This window comes from Streptomyces sp. SID13726 (assembly GCF_010548375.1).
GTDB lineage: Bacteria > Actinomycetota > Actinomycetes > Streptomycetales > Streptomycetaceae > Streptomyces.
In genome coordinates, this window is the sequence record NZ_JAAGLY010000002.1 from 11,879 (window position 1) to 26,651 (window position 14,773).

Genomic DNA, 14,773 nt, shown 5'->3' on the forward strand with positions numbered 1-14,773 from the left:
TGACGTGACACGGGAGTGAGAGCGGCGCAGTGAAGACAGCGAGGCTGCGGGACCGGGTCGCGGCGTCGGACCCGGGGCTGCTCCGGCTGGCCGCGGGGCTGCGCACGGTCGGCGCGATCGCCCTGAGCCTCGCGGTGCTCGGTCTGCTCGGGGCCGACATCCGGCATCTGGTGGCGGGCGCCATGACGGCGATGGTGGCGACCTTCGCGATCCGGGAGAAGCAGCGCTCCTCCCAGGCCGTGACGCTCGCCCTGGGCCTGCCGGTGGCGCTGGCCTCGGTGTCGCTGGGCGCGCTGCTGAGTTCCCGGGTGGTGGCCGGTGACCTCTTCTTCGTCGTCCTGATCTTCAGCGCGGTGTACGGCCGCCGCTTCGGCGACCGCGGCACCGCGCTGGGCCTGATCGGCTTCCAGGTCTACTTCGTGTCGCTGTTCGTCGGCGCGACCGTCTCCGGCCTTCCCACGCTGTACGGCGTTCTCGGCATCGCCTTCCTGTGCAGTGCGGCGGCGCGCTTCCTGCTGGTGCCGGAGACGCCCGCGGGCCTCCTGCAACGGCTGCGGGACGCCTTCCGGGCCCGTCTGGCCCAGCTGGTGTCCGCGCAGCTGGAGCTGCTGGACGCCGGGCCCGACGGTATCGACGAGGCGCTGGCGGACGTACGCGAGGGGACCGCGCGGCTGCACGAGACGGCACTGATGATCCAGGGGCGGCTGGAGGAGGGGACGTCGGACGCGGCCGGGGCGCGGCTGGTGCAGCGGAGGGTCGCGGACGCGGAGATCGCCGCCGAGCGGCTCGGTCTGCTGCTGCTTTCGGCGCGCAGTGCCGAGCGGGCGGACACGCTGACCCTGCATCTGCCGGGGGCGCCGGCGCCGCGGGCGGGCCGGATGCCGGGCCGGGAGGAGGCGACGGCGACGGTGCGCCGGGATCTGGAGGCGCTGCGGCTGCTCGTGCTGCGCCCGCCCTCAGGGAGTCTCGGCACCGCCCTGTCGCAGATCCGCAACCGGCTCCTCGGCTACCGCGAGGAGGAGAACGTGCCGGCCGCGCCGCCCGCCGTCCAGGACGTCTTCCGGGGCATCGGCGAGGCCGCGCGGGCGGTCCTGGGGCTCAGGATCGCCCTGGACGGGCCGCAGGACGACCCGGACGACTCCCCCGCCACGGCCCGCTCGCGCGAGGAGCTGGACGCCGAGGACGCCGTGATCGACGCCGGTGAGGAGGCCGGGGCCCAGGAGGAGCCGACGGGGCTCGGGCGGCCGACGACGCGGGCCGCGGTGCAGGTCGCGGTGGGGTCGTCGCTGGCCATCGTCGGCGGTGAGTTCCTGTCCAGTCAGCGCTGGTACTGGGCGGTGCTGACCTGCTGGATCGTCTTCATCAACACCGCGTCCACGGGCGAGATCCTGGTCAAGGGCTACCGCCGCCTGCTGGGGACGGTCCTCGGCGTCCTGGCCGGGATCGTGCTGGCGGGGCTGGTCGGGCAGCACACCTGGACGGCGTTCGCGCTGGTCCTGGTGCTGGTGTTCGCGATGTTCTACACCGCGCCCCTGTCCTACACGCTGATGTCCTTCTTCGTCACCGCCGCCCTGGGCCTCCTCTACACCCTGCTGCACACCTACAGCCTCTCGGTCCTGCTGCTGCGCGTGGAGGAGACCGCGCTCGGCGCGGCCTGCGGTGTCATCGCGGCGGCCCTGGTCCTCCCGGTGCGCACGGACCGCCGTACGAACGACCTCCTCGTGACCGTCCTCGACCGGCTCGGGGAGGTCACCGAGGCCGCCGTGGACCAGCTCAGCGGGGGCTCGCCGGTGGACCTGCTCGACCAGGCGCGCGACCTGGACCAGGCGCTGGCCGACCTGCGGGCGGCCACCCAGCCGCTCACCCACCCGATCACGCCGCTGCGGGCCCGGCGGGACACGGCCCGCTATGTGGTGGCGCTGCTGGAGACCTGCGCGTACCACGCGCGTTCGCTGGCGGCGACCGCCGAACTGCTGCCCACGCATCCGTCGATCACGGCGGACCCGCGGCTGCGCAGGGCGGGGCGGCGGATCGGGCACAACATCGCGGCGATCGCCGCGCATGCCGCCGACGAGCACTCGGCCGAGGAGATCGAGACCGGGCCGAGCATCGCGTCCCTGCTGGAGACGGAGGTGCCCGGCACTCCGCGGTTCGGGCGGGTCACCGACCGGGTGCTGCGGCATGTGCAGCGGCTGGACGAGACGCTGGTCGGTCTCGCCCGGCCGCTCGGGGTGCCGGTCGCGGCGCCGAAGCGGTGAGCCCGGCGGTCAGAGGTCCGTGGGCAGACCGCTGGCCTCGGCGATGCCGCGCAACTCGTCGTTGAGCTGCTGGCGTTCGCGGATGTAGTCGGCGATCTCGCCGAGGCGCACCGGGTCGGACGCGGTGTCCGCGTCGGTGACCACCCGGACCGGGCCGCCGTCGTCGACCTGGAGCTCGATCACCTTGTTGTCCAGCCGGCCGGTGACGGCGGTGGCGATGACGAGGGCGGCCTCGTCCCGGACCTCCTGGGGCAGTCCGGTGGTCTGGCTGTCGTCGAGTGCGAAGTCCAGGGCGGGCAGATGCTGTTCGTCGATCGCGCGCAGGACCGGTCGGACCACGCTGAGCAGCAGCTCGTAGTCCTCCGATGCCATGCGGAGGCGGAGAAGGTCCAGGTAGACGTCCACGGGCCTACCGTCGGGCGGAAGCTCGGGTTGGTTCATGAGCCTCGGGTTCCCCACGGATCGCCGCTCAGACCCGCCGCCAGCGGGCCATCGCGAACGAGAACATCCCGAACAGCACGAGCCCGGCGGCCACACAGACCAGCAGCCACGGTCCGAGCGGGGTGTCGGCGAACGAGCGGAGGGTGTCGTCGAGGCCCTTGGCCTTCTTGGGCTCGTAGTCGACGGCGGCCCGTACGGCGAAGGCGCCCGCCGCGGCGAACACCACTCCGCGCGCCGCTCCGCCGCCGACCCCGGTCACGTCGACCAGCCTCCTGACGCGCCGCCCCATCTCGGCGAGCTTGAGCTCGTCGTGGAAGGACCGGCGCACCGCCTGTACGGCGATCCACACCCCGGCCACCGCGACGCCGGCGCCGGCCGCGCCGACGAGCCACTGTCCGGCGGGCACTCCGAGGGCCCGGGCGGTGATGTCCTGGGACTGCTTGTCGCTCGACCCCCCGCCGCCGGAGCCGACGGCGAAGGACAGCACGGAGTAGGCGACGAACGCGTAGAAGACGCAGCGGACCGCCGCCAGCAGGCGTTTGTGGGGCTTGCGGCCGTCGGCTCCGGCCGAGCCGAACAGGGCCTCGGAGAGCCGCCACACGGCCATGCCGACGAGCCCGATGCCCAGGGCCCACAGGACGACGGAGCCGAAGGGCTTGTCGGAGAGGGCGGCGAGGGCACCGCCGCGGTCGGCCTGGCGCTTGCCGTCACCGAAGGCGACCTGAAGCGCCAGCACACCGACGAGCAGGTAGATCACGCCGCGGGCGGCGAGGCCCGCGCGGGCGGCCCCCTCGGTGACGGAACCGCGTGCCGCGCGCCTGGCCTCGATCCGGCCGGTCTGTGCCATGGAGCTCGTGTTCACATCGGCCTCCTGGGGTCCGGTCGCCCGGGCATCGGGCGGTCAGTCGGCCACACGGGCGTGTGCGGGCATGGCCGCGAGCAGACGGTGGGCGGTCTCCAGGGCCAGCCGCACGTCCCGTGTGCCGGTCGACACACAGAGCGTGTAGGCGAGGTCCCTGGCCCGGGGGCTCGGTTCGGCCGCCGTGGCGGACTCCTCGGCCCGCAGGGCCTCGTACGCCTCGACGAGGCGGCGCAGGAACACGGGGTCGGGTATCAGCATGGCTCGCTCACTCCTCGTCGCTCAGGCCGCCGACGGTCCGTCGGCGGAATGCCGCCGCGCCCGGTCGGCCAGCGCCTCGTCGCGCACGCGCGCGCAGCTGCGGCTGATGAGCCGGGAGACGTGCATCTGCGAGATGCCGAGCTGGTCGGCGATGTGACTCTGGGTCATGTCCTCGAAGAAGCGCATGTAGAGGATGGCCCGTTCGCGTTCGGGCAGCCGGCGCAGCCCCTCCTTGGCGGACTCGCGGTCGACCACGACGTCGTACGACGCGTCGGGGGCGCCGAGGGTGTCGGCGAGGCTGTAGCCGTCGTCCCCTGCCGAGAGCTCGGCGTCCAGGGACAGGGTGCTGAAGCTCTCCAGCGCCTCCAGCCCGGTGGTGACCTCGTCCTCGGTCAGGCCGGTGTGGGCGGCGAGGTCGGCGGGCGACGGTTCGGCGGAGCCGGGGTTCTGGGTGAGTTCCCGGCGGGCCACCCGCACCTTGTTGCGCAGCTCCTGCACCCGGCGGGGCACCCGCAGGGCCCACATGCGGTCGCGGAAGTGCCGCTTGACCTCACCGGTGATGGTGGGCACGGCGTAGCTCTCGAAGGCGCCCCGCTCCGGTTCGAACCGGTCGATGGCCTTGACCAGTCCGAGGGCGGCGACCTGGCGCAGGTCCTCGATGGACTCCCCCCGGTCGCGGAAGCGTCCCGCGATGCGGTGGGCCATGGGCAGCCAGGCGGTGACGAGTTCGTCGCGCAGGGCGTCTCGCTCGGGGCCCTCGCGCAGCCCGCTGAGGCGGGCGAAGAGGGCCATGGTGTCGGGGGCGTCGTCGTGCCGCCGCCGGTTGGCGGCGGAACGGCCCGGAGTGGCGGGACGGCTGGTCGACGTGTCGGTGAGCATGCGGATTCGCTCCTGAAGAACGGGTTCAGGGACTGACCGCGGGGCGTACGTCACCGGACCGCCGAAGGAGGCCCAGCTGCCGTACGGCTCCCGCTGGCGCGCCTCCGGTCCGAAGCACGAAACTGCGTCTGCCCTGCTGCACGGGGCCCAAACTCCGCTGCGGAAACTCCGTTTCGGCGGTTTCCCCAGCGGTGTCGGTTCAGCTCAGCGGCACCAGGGCGGTGATGCGCTTGCCACCCGACGGCAGGCCGGTCACCTGGACGTCACGGGCCAGCCGGCACACGATCGGCCAGCCGTGCCCGCCGGGCCGCCACCGGCCCTGCGGATCGACGGGAACCTTGGCGACCGGCAGCGCGGAGCTGCGGTCACTCACCGAGACGCGTACGCCCCGGCCCTCCACGTCGACGTGGAAGTCGGTGATGCCGCCGCCGTGCAGGATGGCGTTGGTGGCGAGTTCGGAGGCGACGAGCAGCGCGTCCGAGAGCGCCTGCGCGTCGCACGGGGTGTGCGTGGCGCGGCAGCGTTCGGACACAGCTCGCTCGACCGCGCGGCGTGCCTCGGCCGGCCGGTAGGGCCGCGGCCGCGCGCGCCGGTCCATGACAGAGGATTCGGGGGCGGCTTCGGTCCTGTGCTCGTCGCACATGACGTGGCTCCTGATCGATGGATCGACTGCGTTCTGACAGGTGCTGCAGAAGCCGGGCCCGGCCCGGCCCACGGTGACCGCGGCGTATGGTGCGCTCTTCCGTGGGCCTCTCTTTGTCGGCTGACCGATCCTCGCCCGGTCAAACCTCCCCGTTCCGGGCAGGTTGCGTGGCCATTCGATCGCCTTCCCGGGGTAGGCGGACCCCATGACGGATGTCGTGGACTCAGACGAACTGCTGCGCCGAATCCGGCGCGCCCGGGACTGTGCCGCGCAGGAGGAACAGTCCTGGCGGGCGCGGAGCGCGGAACTGCGGCCCGCCGATCCGGACGCCGCCCAGGACGCAGTCATCCGCACGCTGGCCTACGAGGCGGTGGTCAGGGTGCTGGACGAGGTGGTGCGGCCGGGCACCCGCTGACCGGTCGATCCCGGCCGGGGCGGTCCACGGCCTCCCGGATCCGGTCGACGCGGAGTTGGGGACGATCAGGGTGGTAAGCACGCCCAACGAGTGAAACCGGTCACGCACCCCGGATCGGATTGCGCGAAATCGCCATGGATGGTTTACGGTTCATCCATACGTGGTGACGGGGTCGACACACCTCCCCCAAATCCACCTCTGACTGCCCTGGCTGGCCTCCCCCGTCCAGCCAGGGCTTTTACATGCCGTGGACAGATCCTCACCTCCTCCGAGGTGCCCCACGCGTCGGCTACCGCTGAAATGGGCGTAGGCACAACACCGGAACCATCGCCGGCGAGGAGCCCCGCGTCATGACCAAAGCGATAAAACTGCTGACCGCACTTCCGCAGCCGCAGCGCCAGAGTTTGATGACGCTCGCCGAGGAGGTCTCCTTCCCCGAGGACTTCCGCATCTTCGAGGCCGACGGCACCGCCGACCGCTTCTGGGTCATCCGCTCCGGCTCGGTCTCCCTGACCCAGCAGGTGACCACCCACCAGCGGGTCACCGTCGCCGGTCTCGCCTCGGGCGACCTGCTCGGCTGGTCCTGGCTGTTCCCGCCGTACCGGTGGGACTTCGGCGCGGAGGCCTTCAGCCCGGTGCGGGCCTACGAGTTCGAGGCGGCGGCGGTGCTGCGGCTGTGCGAGGAGGACCGGCAGCTCGGGATGATCCTCGTCCGCAGCGTGGCCGAGATCCTCGCCCACCGGCTGGAGACGACCCGGGGCAAGCTCATGGAGCAGTACGGGTCACATCGCCGGAGCGGTCTCTAGGGTCTGTCGTTTGGATCGGTCCGGCGTCGCGGGGGCTGGCACGCACTCCTTCGCAGCCTTAAAGGCACGGGGGACCCAGCGGTTTGTCGTCACTCGCCGACGGTCCGCGCCGACCTCATCCGCCTCGCAGCCACCCGCACCAGACCCCGCTCGGGTCCGCCAGGACGCACCGCTCCTCACAGCCGGCCTGATCCAGACGACAGACCCCGGCCTTCAGACGCGGTAGCGGCGCAGCGCCGGTACCGCGAAGGCCAGGCCCAGCATCACGGCGACGACCAGGAGGCCACCGCCGGCGACCGCGGTGCGTGCGCCGAAGACCGAGCCGGCGGTGCCGTGCAGGACGTCGGCGAGGCGCGGGCCGCCCGCGACCACGACCGTGAAGACGCCCTGCATCCGGCCGCGCATCTCGTCGGTCGCGGCGGAGAGCAGGATCGCGCCGCGGAACACCATGGAGACCATGTCGGCGACCCCGGCCACGGCGAGGAACACCACGGCGAGCCACAGGCTGCCGCTCAGTCCGAACCCGGTGATGGCCACGCCCCATGCCACGACCGCGCCGATCACCATCCAGCCGTGTCGGCGGGCCCGGGAGAAGGCGCCGGAGAACAGCCCGCCGACGACGGCGCCGATCGGGATGGCGGCGAAGAGCAGGCCCAGGGCGAAGCCCTCGCCGTAGGGGGCGTAGGTCTGGGAGGCGAGCTGCGGGAACAGGGCCCGGGGCATGCCGAAGACCATGGCGATGATGTCCGCGAGGAACGACAGCAGCAGCACCTTGTGCGCGGAGATGTACCGGAAGCCCTCGGCGATCTCGCGCACCCCCGCCCGGCGCGCGACCGTCGAAGCGAGCGGCGGCAGGGAGGGGAGCCGGTGGACGGCCCACACGGTGACGCACAGCGCCAGGGCGTCGATGAGGTACAGCTCCGGCAGGCCGATCAGCGGGATCAGGGCACCCGCCAGCAGCGGCCCCACGACCTGGCCGGTCTGCATGACGGTGGAGCCGAGGGCGTTGGCCGCGGGCAGTTGTTCCCCGGGGACCAGACGGGCGATGGAGGCGTTGCGGGCAGGGGCGTTGAGGCCCCAGAACGCCTGCTGCACCGCGAGCAGGACCATCAGGGCCGCCACCGAGTCGAGCCCGGTGACGGCCTGGAGCCAGAACAGCACCGAGGTGACGGCGATGCCGGTGTTGGTGATCAGCAGCAGCTTGCGGCGGTCCATGGTGTCGGCGACCGCGCCGCCCCACAGGGCGAACACGATGAGCGGCAGCAGGCCCGCCAAGCTCGCGGCGCCGACCCAGGCCGAGGAGCCGGTGATGTCGTAGATCTGCTTCGGCACGGCAACGGCGGTGAGCTGGCTGCCGACGGCCGTGACGATGGTCGAGCTCCACAGGCGGCGGTAGGCCGGGATGCGCAGCGGGCGGGTGTCCATGGCCCAGCGGCGCAATCCGCGCCGGGGCGGCGGTGCCTGTTCGGCGGCCGGGCTCTTGGGTTCGGTGCTGCTCTCGCCGGTGTCCACGCGCTTCCTGGTTGCTCGTTACATCTAACGGGTCCAGGGTTCACTATCGCAGCACCGTCCGGGAGTTCGGGACGCGGTGTCTCAGCTTGTGGAACACGCGGGCCGAGACTTCACGCTCCGGCCACGAGCGCGGCCCCGAGGGCGATCATCATGGCGGCGACCAGGCCGTCGAGGATCCGCCAGGCGGTCGGCCCGGCCAGGACGCGGCTGAGCAGCCGGGCCCCGAAGCCGAGGGCGGTGAACCAGCACAGGCTCGCGAGCACGGCGCCGAGGCCGAAGGTCCAGCGCAGTGGGCCGCGGTCGGCGGCGACGGAGCCGAGCAGGAACACGGTGTCGAGGTAGACGTGCGGGTTCAGCCAGGTCATCGCGAGGCAGGTCAGCACGGCCCGCTTCCGGGAACCGGCCACGTCCCCGTCGGTCCGCAGCCCTGACTCCCCCGGCCGGAAGACCCGGCGGGCGGCGAGGACGCCGTAGCAGAGCAGGAACCCGCCGCCGATCCAGCCGACCAGGGTCAGCGCGCCGGGCCAGGCGACCACGACGGCGCCGACGCCGCCGACACCGAGGGCGATGAGCAGGGCGTCGGACAGGGCGCAGATGCCGACCACGGCGAGGACCGCGTCACGGCGGATCCCCTGGCGCAGGACGAAGGCGTTCTGGGCGCCGATGGCGACGATGAGCGAGAGACCGGTGCCGAAACCGGCGGCAGCGGCGGACAGAGAAGCGGGCATGGCTTCGACGGTACGGAGACGATCACTGAACGTACAGCTAAAGATTCTTACGTATCATTAGTTGTCGTGATGATGACCGAGCTTCCTCTGGATCAGGTGCGGACGCTGCTCGCGGTTGTCGACGAGGGCACCTTCGATGCCGCCGCCGCGGCCCTGCATGTGACGCCGTCGGCGGTGAGTCAGCGGGTCAAGGCCCTGGAGCAGCGCACGGGGCGGGTGCTGCTGGTGCGCACCAAGCCGGTGCGGGCGACCGAGTCGGGCGAGGTGGTGCTGCGGTTCGCCCGGCAGCTGGCCCGCCTGGAGCGGGACGCGCTCGCCGAGCTGGGGCTGCCGGGCGAGGGGGAGGTGACCCGGGTCTCGGTCGCGGTGAACGCGGACTCGCTCGCCACCTGGTTCCTCAGCGCGTTGACTCGGGTTCCCCGGCGGGAGCGACTCTCCTTCGAGCTGCGGCGGGAGGACGAGACGCGCACGGCGGAGTTGCTGCGGGAGGGGGCGGTGATGGCCGCGGTGACGTCCTCGGCGGAGGCGGTGGCGGGGTGTTCCGTACGGCCGCTGGGGCGGATGCGGTATCTGGCGGCCGCCAGCCCGGAGTTCGTCTCGCGGTATCTCTGGGGGCCGCTCGCAGACGGGCTCGCCGAGGCTCCGGTGATGACGTTCGACCGCAGTGACGACATCCAGGACGGGTTCCTCCGGAAGCTGGGGCGGGGTGGGGCGAGTCGGCTGCGGCACGCGGTGCCGACGTCCGAGGGGTTCGTGGAGTCGGTCGCGCTGGGCCTCGGGTGGGGGATGGTGCCGGAGGTGCAGGCCGGGGAGTTGCTGCGTGCCGGTGGACTGATCTCGTTGGCGCCGGATCAGCCGATCGACGTTCCGTTGTACTGGCAGCAGTGGAAGCTGGATTCGCCCGCGTTGGCCGCGGTGGCGTCGGCGGTGGCGGAAGCGGCCTCGGAATCGCTCCGATAGGACCCGTCACACGGCCACCCCTCATACGGCCACCCGTCACACGGCCCCGTGCTCCCGACGAGCGCCGTCCATCCGTTTCCCGACACTGTCCAGGAGCATCTCCAGGGCCGTCGGGAAGGCGCTGGTCACCATCCGGGTGGCCAGGAGGGGTGCCGCCTCGGCGATCCTCGGGTATCGCTCCACGGGCACTTGGGCGTACGTCGAGCGCCATCTCGCCTCGTCCTCGCCCAGTGCCTCGCTCGGCAGCGCCAGCGACGCCGCGTCCAGGGCCGCGAAGGCCAGCGTCTGGTCGATGAAGGCGTGGTAGACGCGGACCGTCTCCGCGAGCGGCAGGCCCGCCGTGCGCAGGATGTCCAGGACCGCCTCGTCCGCGGCCAGTTCGTTCGCCCGGCCGGTGACCCTGCTGGTCGTCAGGAGCGCGGCCTGCGGGTGGGCGACATACGCGGCGTGGATGCGCAGACCCACCTCGCGCAGGTCCCGCCGCCACTCCCCCGTCGGCTCCCAGCCCGCCAGCGCCTGGCCGATCAGCGCGTCTCCGATGGCCAGGGTCAGGTCGTCCATGCCGCGGAAGTAGCGGTAGAGGGTGCTCGGGTCGGCGTCCAGGGCGAGGCCCAGTCGGCGGGCGGTGAGGCCGGTGCTGCCGTGTTCGCGGAGCATGCGCAGGGCGGTCTCGACGATCAGCGCCTCGGAGAGCACGGTGCCGCTCTTGGTGGGCCTGCGCCGGCGGCGCCTCTCCTCGGGGATCACGGGCTTCGGCACGACGGTCTCCCTCCCGCTCGCTCCTTATGCCAACGCCATTGACCTTAAGCGAGCGCACGGCGTTGTATCTGCGCCAGGGCCCCCGTACATCTGCGACCTTCGACCTTGTTGGGGAGTGTTTGTCATGCGTGTACTGCTCGTGGGCGCCGGAGGCGTCGGTACCTCCATCACCCGGATCGCCGCCCGGCGGCCGTTCTTCGAGGCGATGGTCGTCGCCGACTACGACCCCGCCCGCGCCGAGGCCGCGGTGGCCGCGCTCGGCGACCTGGCCGGCCGGTTCACCGCCGAGCGCGTGGACGCGAGCGACGAGTCGGCGGTGACCGCGCTGCTGGAGCGGCACGCCTGTGACGTCCTCCTGAACGCCACCGACCCGCGCTTCGTGATGCCCCTGTTCCGGGCCGCGCGCGCCGCCGGGGCGACCTATGTCGACATGGCGATGTCCCTGTCCCGTCCGCATCCCGAGCGGCCGTACGAGGAGTGCGGGGTCAAGCTCGGCGACGACCAGTTCGCGCAGGCGGAGGAGTGGGCGAAGGAGGGCGTGCTGGCGCTCGTCGGCATGGGGGTGGAGCCGGGCCTGTCGGACGTCTTCGCGCGGTACGCCGCCGACGAACTGTTCGACGAGATCGAGGAGATCGGTGTCCGCGACGGCGCGAACCTGACGGTGGACGGCTACGACTTCGCGCCCTCCTTCAGCATCTGGACCACCATCGAGGAGTGCCTGAACCCTCCCGTGGTCTACGAGCAGGGCCGCGGCTGGTTCACCACGGAGCCCTTCAGCGAGCCCGAGGTCTTCGACTTCCCCGAGGGCATCGGCCCGGTCGAGTGCGTGAACGTGGAGCACGAGGAGGTACTGCTCGTGCCCCGCTGGGTCGGGGCCCGCCGGGTCACCTTCAAGTACGGCCTGGGCGGCGAGTTCATCGAGACGCTCAAGACGCTGCACCTGCTCGGTCTGGACCGCACCGAGCCGGTGACCGTGCCGAGCGCCGCCGGGCCGGTCGCGGTCTCGCCCCGGGACGTCGTGGCCGCGTGTCTGCCCGACCCGGCGACGCTGGGCGAGCGGATGCACGGCAAGACCTGCGCGGGCACCTGGGTGAAGGGCGTCAAGGACGGTTCGCCGCGCGAGGTGTACCTCTACCACGTGGTCGACAACCAGTGGTCCATGGCGGAGTACGGCAGCCAGGCCGTGGTGTGGCAGACCGCCGTGAACCCGGTCGTCGCCCTCGAACTCCTCGCCGGCGGCGCCTGGTCGGGCACCGGCGTCCTCGGCCCGGAGGCCTTCCCGGCCCGCCCCTTCCTGGACCTGCTCACCGCATACGGCTCCCCCTGGGGCATCCGCGAGCAGTGACCGGACGCGTCCCACGGGACCCGGTTGTTTCACCGCGCATCGACAGGTGACCCGAAAACGTGTAAGGCATCCAACGAGGGCACGTACGACTCGATCGCAGGTGACTTTGATGGACAACTGGCGCACCCATGCCGCGTGCCGCCGTGAGGACCCCGACCTCTTCTTCCCGATCGGCACCACCGGCCCCGCACTCGTACAGACGGAGCAGGCCAAGTCCGTCTGCCGGCGCTGTCCCGTCCAGGAGCAGTGTCTGCGGTGGGCTCTGGACACCGGGCAGGGCATCGGCGTCTGGGGCGGCACCAGCGAGACGGAACGCCGTGCGCTCGCGCGGCGCACGGCGGCCGCCCGGAGAAGGGCCGGCTGACGGTCGTACGGACCGATCCGGACGTACGGCTACGGCGGCGCGCCACTCGGCAGCCGCAGCGTGAACACGCTCCCGCTGCCGGGTTCGCTCGCCGCCCCGGCCGTTCCGCCGTGCGCGGCGACCAGGTGGCGGACGATGGGCAGGCCGAGTCCCGAGCCTCCGGTACGGCGGCTGCGGGACTTCTCGGCGCGCCAGAACCGGTCGAAGACGTGCGGCAGGTCGTCGGGCCCGATGCCGGAGCCGGTGTCGGCGACGTCCAGGACGACGTGGTCGCCGTCGCGGCGCGCGGACAGGGTGACCGTGCCGCCGGGCGGGGTGTGGCGTACAGCGTTGGAGACCAGGTTGCCGAGCGCCTGCCGCATCCGGACCGGGTCGGCGTCCAGCCACGGCTCGCCCTCAATGTCGGTGCGCAGCTCGACCCCGGCCGTGGCGGCGCCCACGCGGTGGGCCGCGGCGACCTGCTGGACGAGTTCGTCGCAGCGCAGCGGCTCCCGGTGCAGGCGCAGGGTGCCGGCGTCGGCGGCCGCGAGGTCCTGGAGGTCGTCGATGACGCGCTGGAGGACGAGGGACTCCTCGTGCAGGGAGGCCAGCAGGGCGGGGTCGGGGTCGACGACGCCGTCCCGGGTGACCTCCAGCCAGCCGCGGATGTTGGTGAGCGGGGTGCGCAGTTCGTGGGCGATGTCGCTGACCATCGCCTTGCGCTGGGCCTCCAGGCGCTCCCGGCGTTCGGTGAGGTCGTTGAAGGCGGCGGCGAGGATGCCGGTCTCGTCCCGGGTGGTCACGGGGACGCGCACATGGAGTTCGGGCGGCTGCTGGGCCGCCGCGGTGAGCGCGCGCAGCGGCCGGACCAGCCGGGTGGCGACCAGCGCGGTCGCGGCGACGGTGACGGCGAGCACGAGCCCGGCGGTGCCGATGACCTTGGCCTTGTTGGCCGGTGACATGTCGAACAGCACGGCGGGGGTGTCCCCGGTGCCGAGGAAGAGTTCGGCGGCCGGTGCCACGTACGGGTCGAGCTGGGTGCGGCGGGCCTGGTCGAGACAGGGCTGGGCCAGGCGGGCCTCCTTGTCGCCGAGCTTGCCCGTCAGGGGCTCGCGCGTGTCCGTCCCGCCGAGTCCGACGCTCAGCAGGCCCGCGTACGCGGGGCTCAGCCCGGCCTTGGTGAGGCAGCCGCGGGCGAGCGTCATGAGCGCCTTCGACGCCTTCGCCTCCATCGCGGTCGGTGTGTTGAGCCGTCCGTCGGCGCAGGCGTCGGGCACGTAGTCGGGCGTGGTGCCGCTGTCCGGGTCGACGAGGTACATCCGGCCGCTCGGGGCGCGGCGCAGGCTGGTCCGCAGACCGTGCTGGGAGAAGCAGAGCTGTCGTGTGCGGGCCAGGTCGTCGACCTCGACGCGTTCCCCGTCGGTGAGCCGGTACGGGCCCACCGCGCGCGGGTCGATGCCGGGGATCTGGGCGCCGCGCTCGCTGTAGGTGTCGGTGTGCAGCGGGTCGACGGCGGCGGCCGCGCTCGGCGGCAGGGAGGTGCCGCGCGGCGCGGAGTCGGCGATGACCCGGCGGTCCGAGGTGGTCAGGGCGATGCGCCGGCCGGTCTGCGCGGACAGTTTCCGCACGGTTGCCGCCGCGCCGGACCAGTCGGGGTGGGTCGCCGCGTAGCCGCTCAGCTCGGCGAGGACGTCCATGTCGTCGGCGAGCGCCTGTCCCTGTTCCTCGCGCAGGGCCTGGGTGGTGGTGGCCACGGCCAGCCAGGCGGTCGCGGCCACCGAGCACACGGCGATCAGGCCGGAGGTGATCAGCAGGCGGACCAGGAGCCGCTTGTGCAGGGGTATCCGGGGGCTCATCCACGGCCGCCGCTGAGCTTGTAGCCCACGCCGAACACGGTCACCAGCCGTGCCGGGCGGCGCGGGTCGGCCTCGATCTTGCGGCGCAGGTTCATGATGTGCACGTCCACGGCCCGTTCGGTGGAGGCCCGGTCGGTGCCCCGGGTGACCTCCAGCAACTGCCGCCGGGAGAAGACCCGTTCCGGCTCGGCGGCCATGGCCAGCAGGATCTCGAACTCGGCCGGTGTGCACTCCACCATGGTTCCCTCGCAGTGCACCTCGTGCCGCACGGGATCGATCGCGAGACCGCCGGCCCGTACGACGGGGTCCTCGCGCCGGCCGGGGTCGGCGTCCCGGCCGCTGCGTCTGAGGACGGTGCGGATGCGGGCCATCAGCTCGCGCGGGCTGTAGGGCTTGGTCATGTAGTCGTCGGCGCCCAGTTCGAGTCCGAGCAGGACGTCCTCCTCCTCGGACCGCGCGGTGAGCATCACGACGGGGATGTCCTCGTCGCGGCGCAGCACCCGGCACACCCCGAAGCCGTCGATCACCGGCAGCATGAGGTCCAGGACGACGAGGTCGGGGGCGAGCCGTCGAGCCGCGTCCAGGGCGGCCCGGCCGTCGTGGACCACGGTCGCGGTGTGTCCCTCCGCGAGCAGGGACCGCCGTATGAGTTCGGCCTGCATCACGTCGTCCTCGGCGACCAGCACATGTGCGCACACCCGGCGGATC

Annotated in this window: 16 protein-coding genes; 6 read left to right on the forward strand and 10 right to left on the reverse strand. The window is 72.5% G+C overall.

The annotated features are described in order from the left end of the window. Positions 1-29: 29 nt before the first annotated feature. Complete coding sequence (locus G3I78_RS04060) at positions 30-2,258, forward strand: FUSC family protein (protein ID WP_164421386.1); 2,229 nt, start codon at positions 30-32, stop codon at positions 2,256-2,258. A gap of 9 nt (positions 2,259-2,267) precedes the next feature. On the opposite strand, the gene G3I78_RS04065 is transcribed toward G3I78_RS04060, so the two are convergent. The 5 genes from G3I78_RS04065 to G3I78_RS04085 all read right to left on the reverse strand — a co-directional run bounded on the left by G3I78_RS04065 (position 2,268) and on the right by G3I78_RS04085 (position 5,341). Further along, on the reverse strand, positions 2,268-2,699 hold the full coding sequence (locus G3I78_RS04065; RefSeq protein ID WP_164421387.1) for a hypothetical protein: 432 nt from the start codon (positions 2,697-2,699) through the stop codon (positions 2,268-2,270). A gap of 28 nt (positions 2,700-2,727) precedes the next feature. After that, positions 2,728-3,561, reverse strand: a complete 834-nt coding sequence (locus G3I78_RS04070) for a DUF1206 domain-containing protein (protein WP_164421388.1) — start codon at positions 3,559-3,561, stop codon at positions 2,728-2,730. A gap of 39 nt (positions 3,562-3,600) precedes the next feature. Then, positions 3,601-3,819, reverse strand: coding sequence for a DUF5133 domain-containing protein (locus G3I78_RS04075; protein ID WP_164421389.1), 219 nt, complete (start codon positions 3,817-3,819; stop codon positions 3,601-3,603). Between the two features lie 21 nt (positions 3,820-3,840). After that, positions 3,841-4,698, reverse strand: coding sequence for a SigB/SigF/SigG family RNA polymerase sigma factor (locus G3I78_RS04080; RefSeq protein WP_164421390.1), 858 nt, complete (start codon positions 4,696-4,698; stop codon positions 3,841-3,843). Positions 4,699-4,897: 199 nt separating this feature from the next. After that, on the reverse strand, positions 4,898-5,341 hold the full coding sequence (locus tag G3I78_RS04085; RefSeq protein ID WP_164421391.1) for an ATP-binding protein: 444 nt from the start codon (positions 5,339-5,341) through the stop codon (positions 4,898-4,900). 205 nt (positions 5,342-5,546) lie between these two features. Here G3I78_RS04085 and G3I78_RS04090 point away from each other — a divergent pair, with 205 nt between their 5' ends. Then, positions 5,547-5,756, forward strand: coding sequence for a hypothetical protein (locus G3I78_RS04090; protein WP_164421392.1), 210 nt, complete (start codon positions 5,547-5,549; stop codon positions 5,754-5,756). A 350-nt stretch (positions 5,757-6,106) separates the two neighbouring features. Next, positions 6,107-6,562, forward strand: coding sequence for a cyclic nucleotide-binding domain-containing protein (locus G3I78_RS04095; RefSeq protein WP_164421393.1), 456 nt, complete (start codon positions 6,107-6,109; stop codon positions 6,560-6,562). A 213-nt stretch (positions 6,563-6,775) separates the two neighbouring features. Here the strand turns inward: G3I78_RS04095 and G3I78_RS04100 are convergent, their stop codons facing one another. Both G3I78_RS04100 and G3I78_RS04105 read right to left on the reverse strand, forming a co-directional pair. After that, on the reverse strand, positions 6,776-8,074 hold the full coding sequence (locus G3I78_RS04100) for an MFS transporter (protein WP_164421394.1): 1,299 nt from the start codon (positions 8,072-8,074) through the stop codon (positions 6,776-6,778). Between the two features lie 110 nt (positions 8,075-8,184). Continuing rightward, complete coding sequence (locus tag G3I78_RS04105; RefSeq protein WP_164421395.1) at positions 8,185-8,802, reverse strand: LysE family transporter; 618 nt, start codon at positions 8,800-8,802, stop codon at positions 8,185-8,187. 69 nt (positions 8,803-8,871) lie between these two features. On the opposite strand from G3I78_RS04105, the gene G3I78_RS04110 reads away from it, so the two are divergent. Beyond that, positions 8,872-9,762, forward strand: coding sequence for a LysR family transcriptional regulator ArgP (locus G3I78_RS04110; RefSeq protein ID WP_164422084.1), 891 nt, complete (start codon positions 8,872-8,874; stop codon positions 9,760-9,762). Positions 9,763-9,798: 36 nt separating this feature from the next. Here G3I78_RS04110 and G3I78_RS04115 read toward each other — a convergent pair whose 3' ends face one another. Next, positions 9,799-10,521, reverse strand: coding sequence for a TetR/AcrR family transcriptional regulator (locus G3I78_RS04115; RefSeq protein ID WP_164421396.1), 723 nt, complete (start codon positions 10,519-10,521; stop codon positions 9,799-9,801). 124 nt (positions 10,522-10,645) lie between these two features. Between G3I78_RS04115 and G3I78_RS04120 the strand changes: the two genes are divergently transcribed. Both G3I78_RS04120 and G3I78_RS04125 read left to right on the forward strand, forming a co-directional pair. Then, positions 10,646-11,866, forward strand: a complete 1,221-nt coding sequence (locus G3I78_RS04120) for a saccharopine dehydrogenase C-terminal domain-containing protein (protein WP_164421397.1) — start codon at positions 10,646-10,648, stop codon at positions 11,864-11,866. 109 nt (positions 11,867-11,975) lie between these two features. Further along, positions 11,976-12,230, forward strand: a complete 255-nt coding sequence (locus G3I78_RS04125) for a WhiB family transcriptional regulator (RefSeq protein WP_164421398.1) — start codon at positions 11,976-11,978, stop codon at positions 12,228-12,230. Positions 12,231-12,259: 29 nt separating this feature from the next. On the opposite strand, the gene G3I78_RS04130 is transcribed toward G3I78_RS04125, so the two are convergent. After that, entirely contained in the window at positions 12,260-14,065 is a 1,806-nt protein-coding gene (locus G3I78_RS04130) for a HAMP domain-containing sensor histidine kinase (protein ID WP_164421399.1), read from the reverse strand. Then, positions 14,062-14,763: a response regulator transcription factor gene (locus tag G3I78_RS04135; RefSeq protein ID WP_343243645.1), complete on the reverse strand. Its 702-nt coding sequence runs from the start codon at positions 14,761-14,763 to the stop codon at positions 14,062-14,064. The genes G3I78_RS04130 and G3I78_RS04135 overlap by 4 nt, the downstream gene beginning before the upstream one ends. Between the last annotated feature and the right edge of the window lie 10 nt (positions 14,764-14,773).

Excerpts from the sequence above, each read along its gene's own strand:
- G3I78_RS04065 (WP_164421387.1), bottom strand. The coding sequence starts at position 2,699 with ATGAACCAACCCGAGCTTCCGCCCGACGGTAGGCCCGTGGACGTCTAC.
- G3I78_RS04075 (WP_164421389.1), bottom strand. The coding sequence starts at position 3,819 with ATGCTGATACCCGACCCCGTGTTCCTGCGCCGCCTCGTCGAGGCGTAC.
- G3I78_RS04080 (WP_164421390.1), bottom strand. The coding sequence starts at position 4,698 with ATGCTCACCGACACGTCGACCAGCCGTCCCGCCACTCCGGGCCGTTCC.
- G3I78_RS04085 (WP_164421391.1), bottom strand. The coding sequence starts at position 5,341 with ATGTGCGACGAGCACAGGACCGAAGCCGCCCCCGAATCCTCTGTCATG.
- G3I78_RS04090 (WP_164421392.1), top strand. The coding sequence starts at position 5,547 with ATGACGGATGTCGTGGACTCAGACGAACTGCTGCGCCGAATCCGGCGC.
- G3I78_RS04095 (WP_164421393.1), top strand. The coding sequence starts at position 6,107 with ATGACCAAAGCGATAAAACTGCTGACCGCACTTCCGCAGCCGCAGCGC.
- G3I78_RS04105 (WP_164421395.1), bottom strand. The coding sequence starts at position 8,802 with ATGCCCGCTTCTCTGTCCGCCGCTGCCGCCGGTTTCGGCACCGGTCTC.
- G3I78_RS04110 (WP_164422084.1), top strand. The coding sequence starts at position 8,872 with ATGATGACCGAGCTTCCTCTGGATCAGGTGCGGACGCTGCTCGCGGTT.
- G3I78_RS04120 (WP_164421397.1), top strand. The coding sequence starts at position 10,646 with ATGCGTGTACTGCTCGTGGGCGCCGGAGGCGTCGGTACCTCCATCACC.
- G3I78_RS04125 (WP_164421398.1), top strand. The coding sequence starts at position 11,976 with ATGGACAACTGGCGCACCCATGCCGCGTGCCGCCGTGAGGACCCCGAC.
- G3I78_RS04130 (WP_164421399.1), bottom strand. The coding sequence starts at position 14,065 with ATGAGCCCCCGGATACCCCTGCACAAGCGGCTCCTGGTCCGCCTGCTG.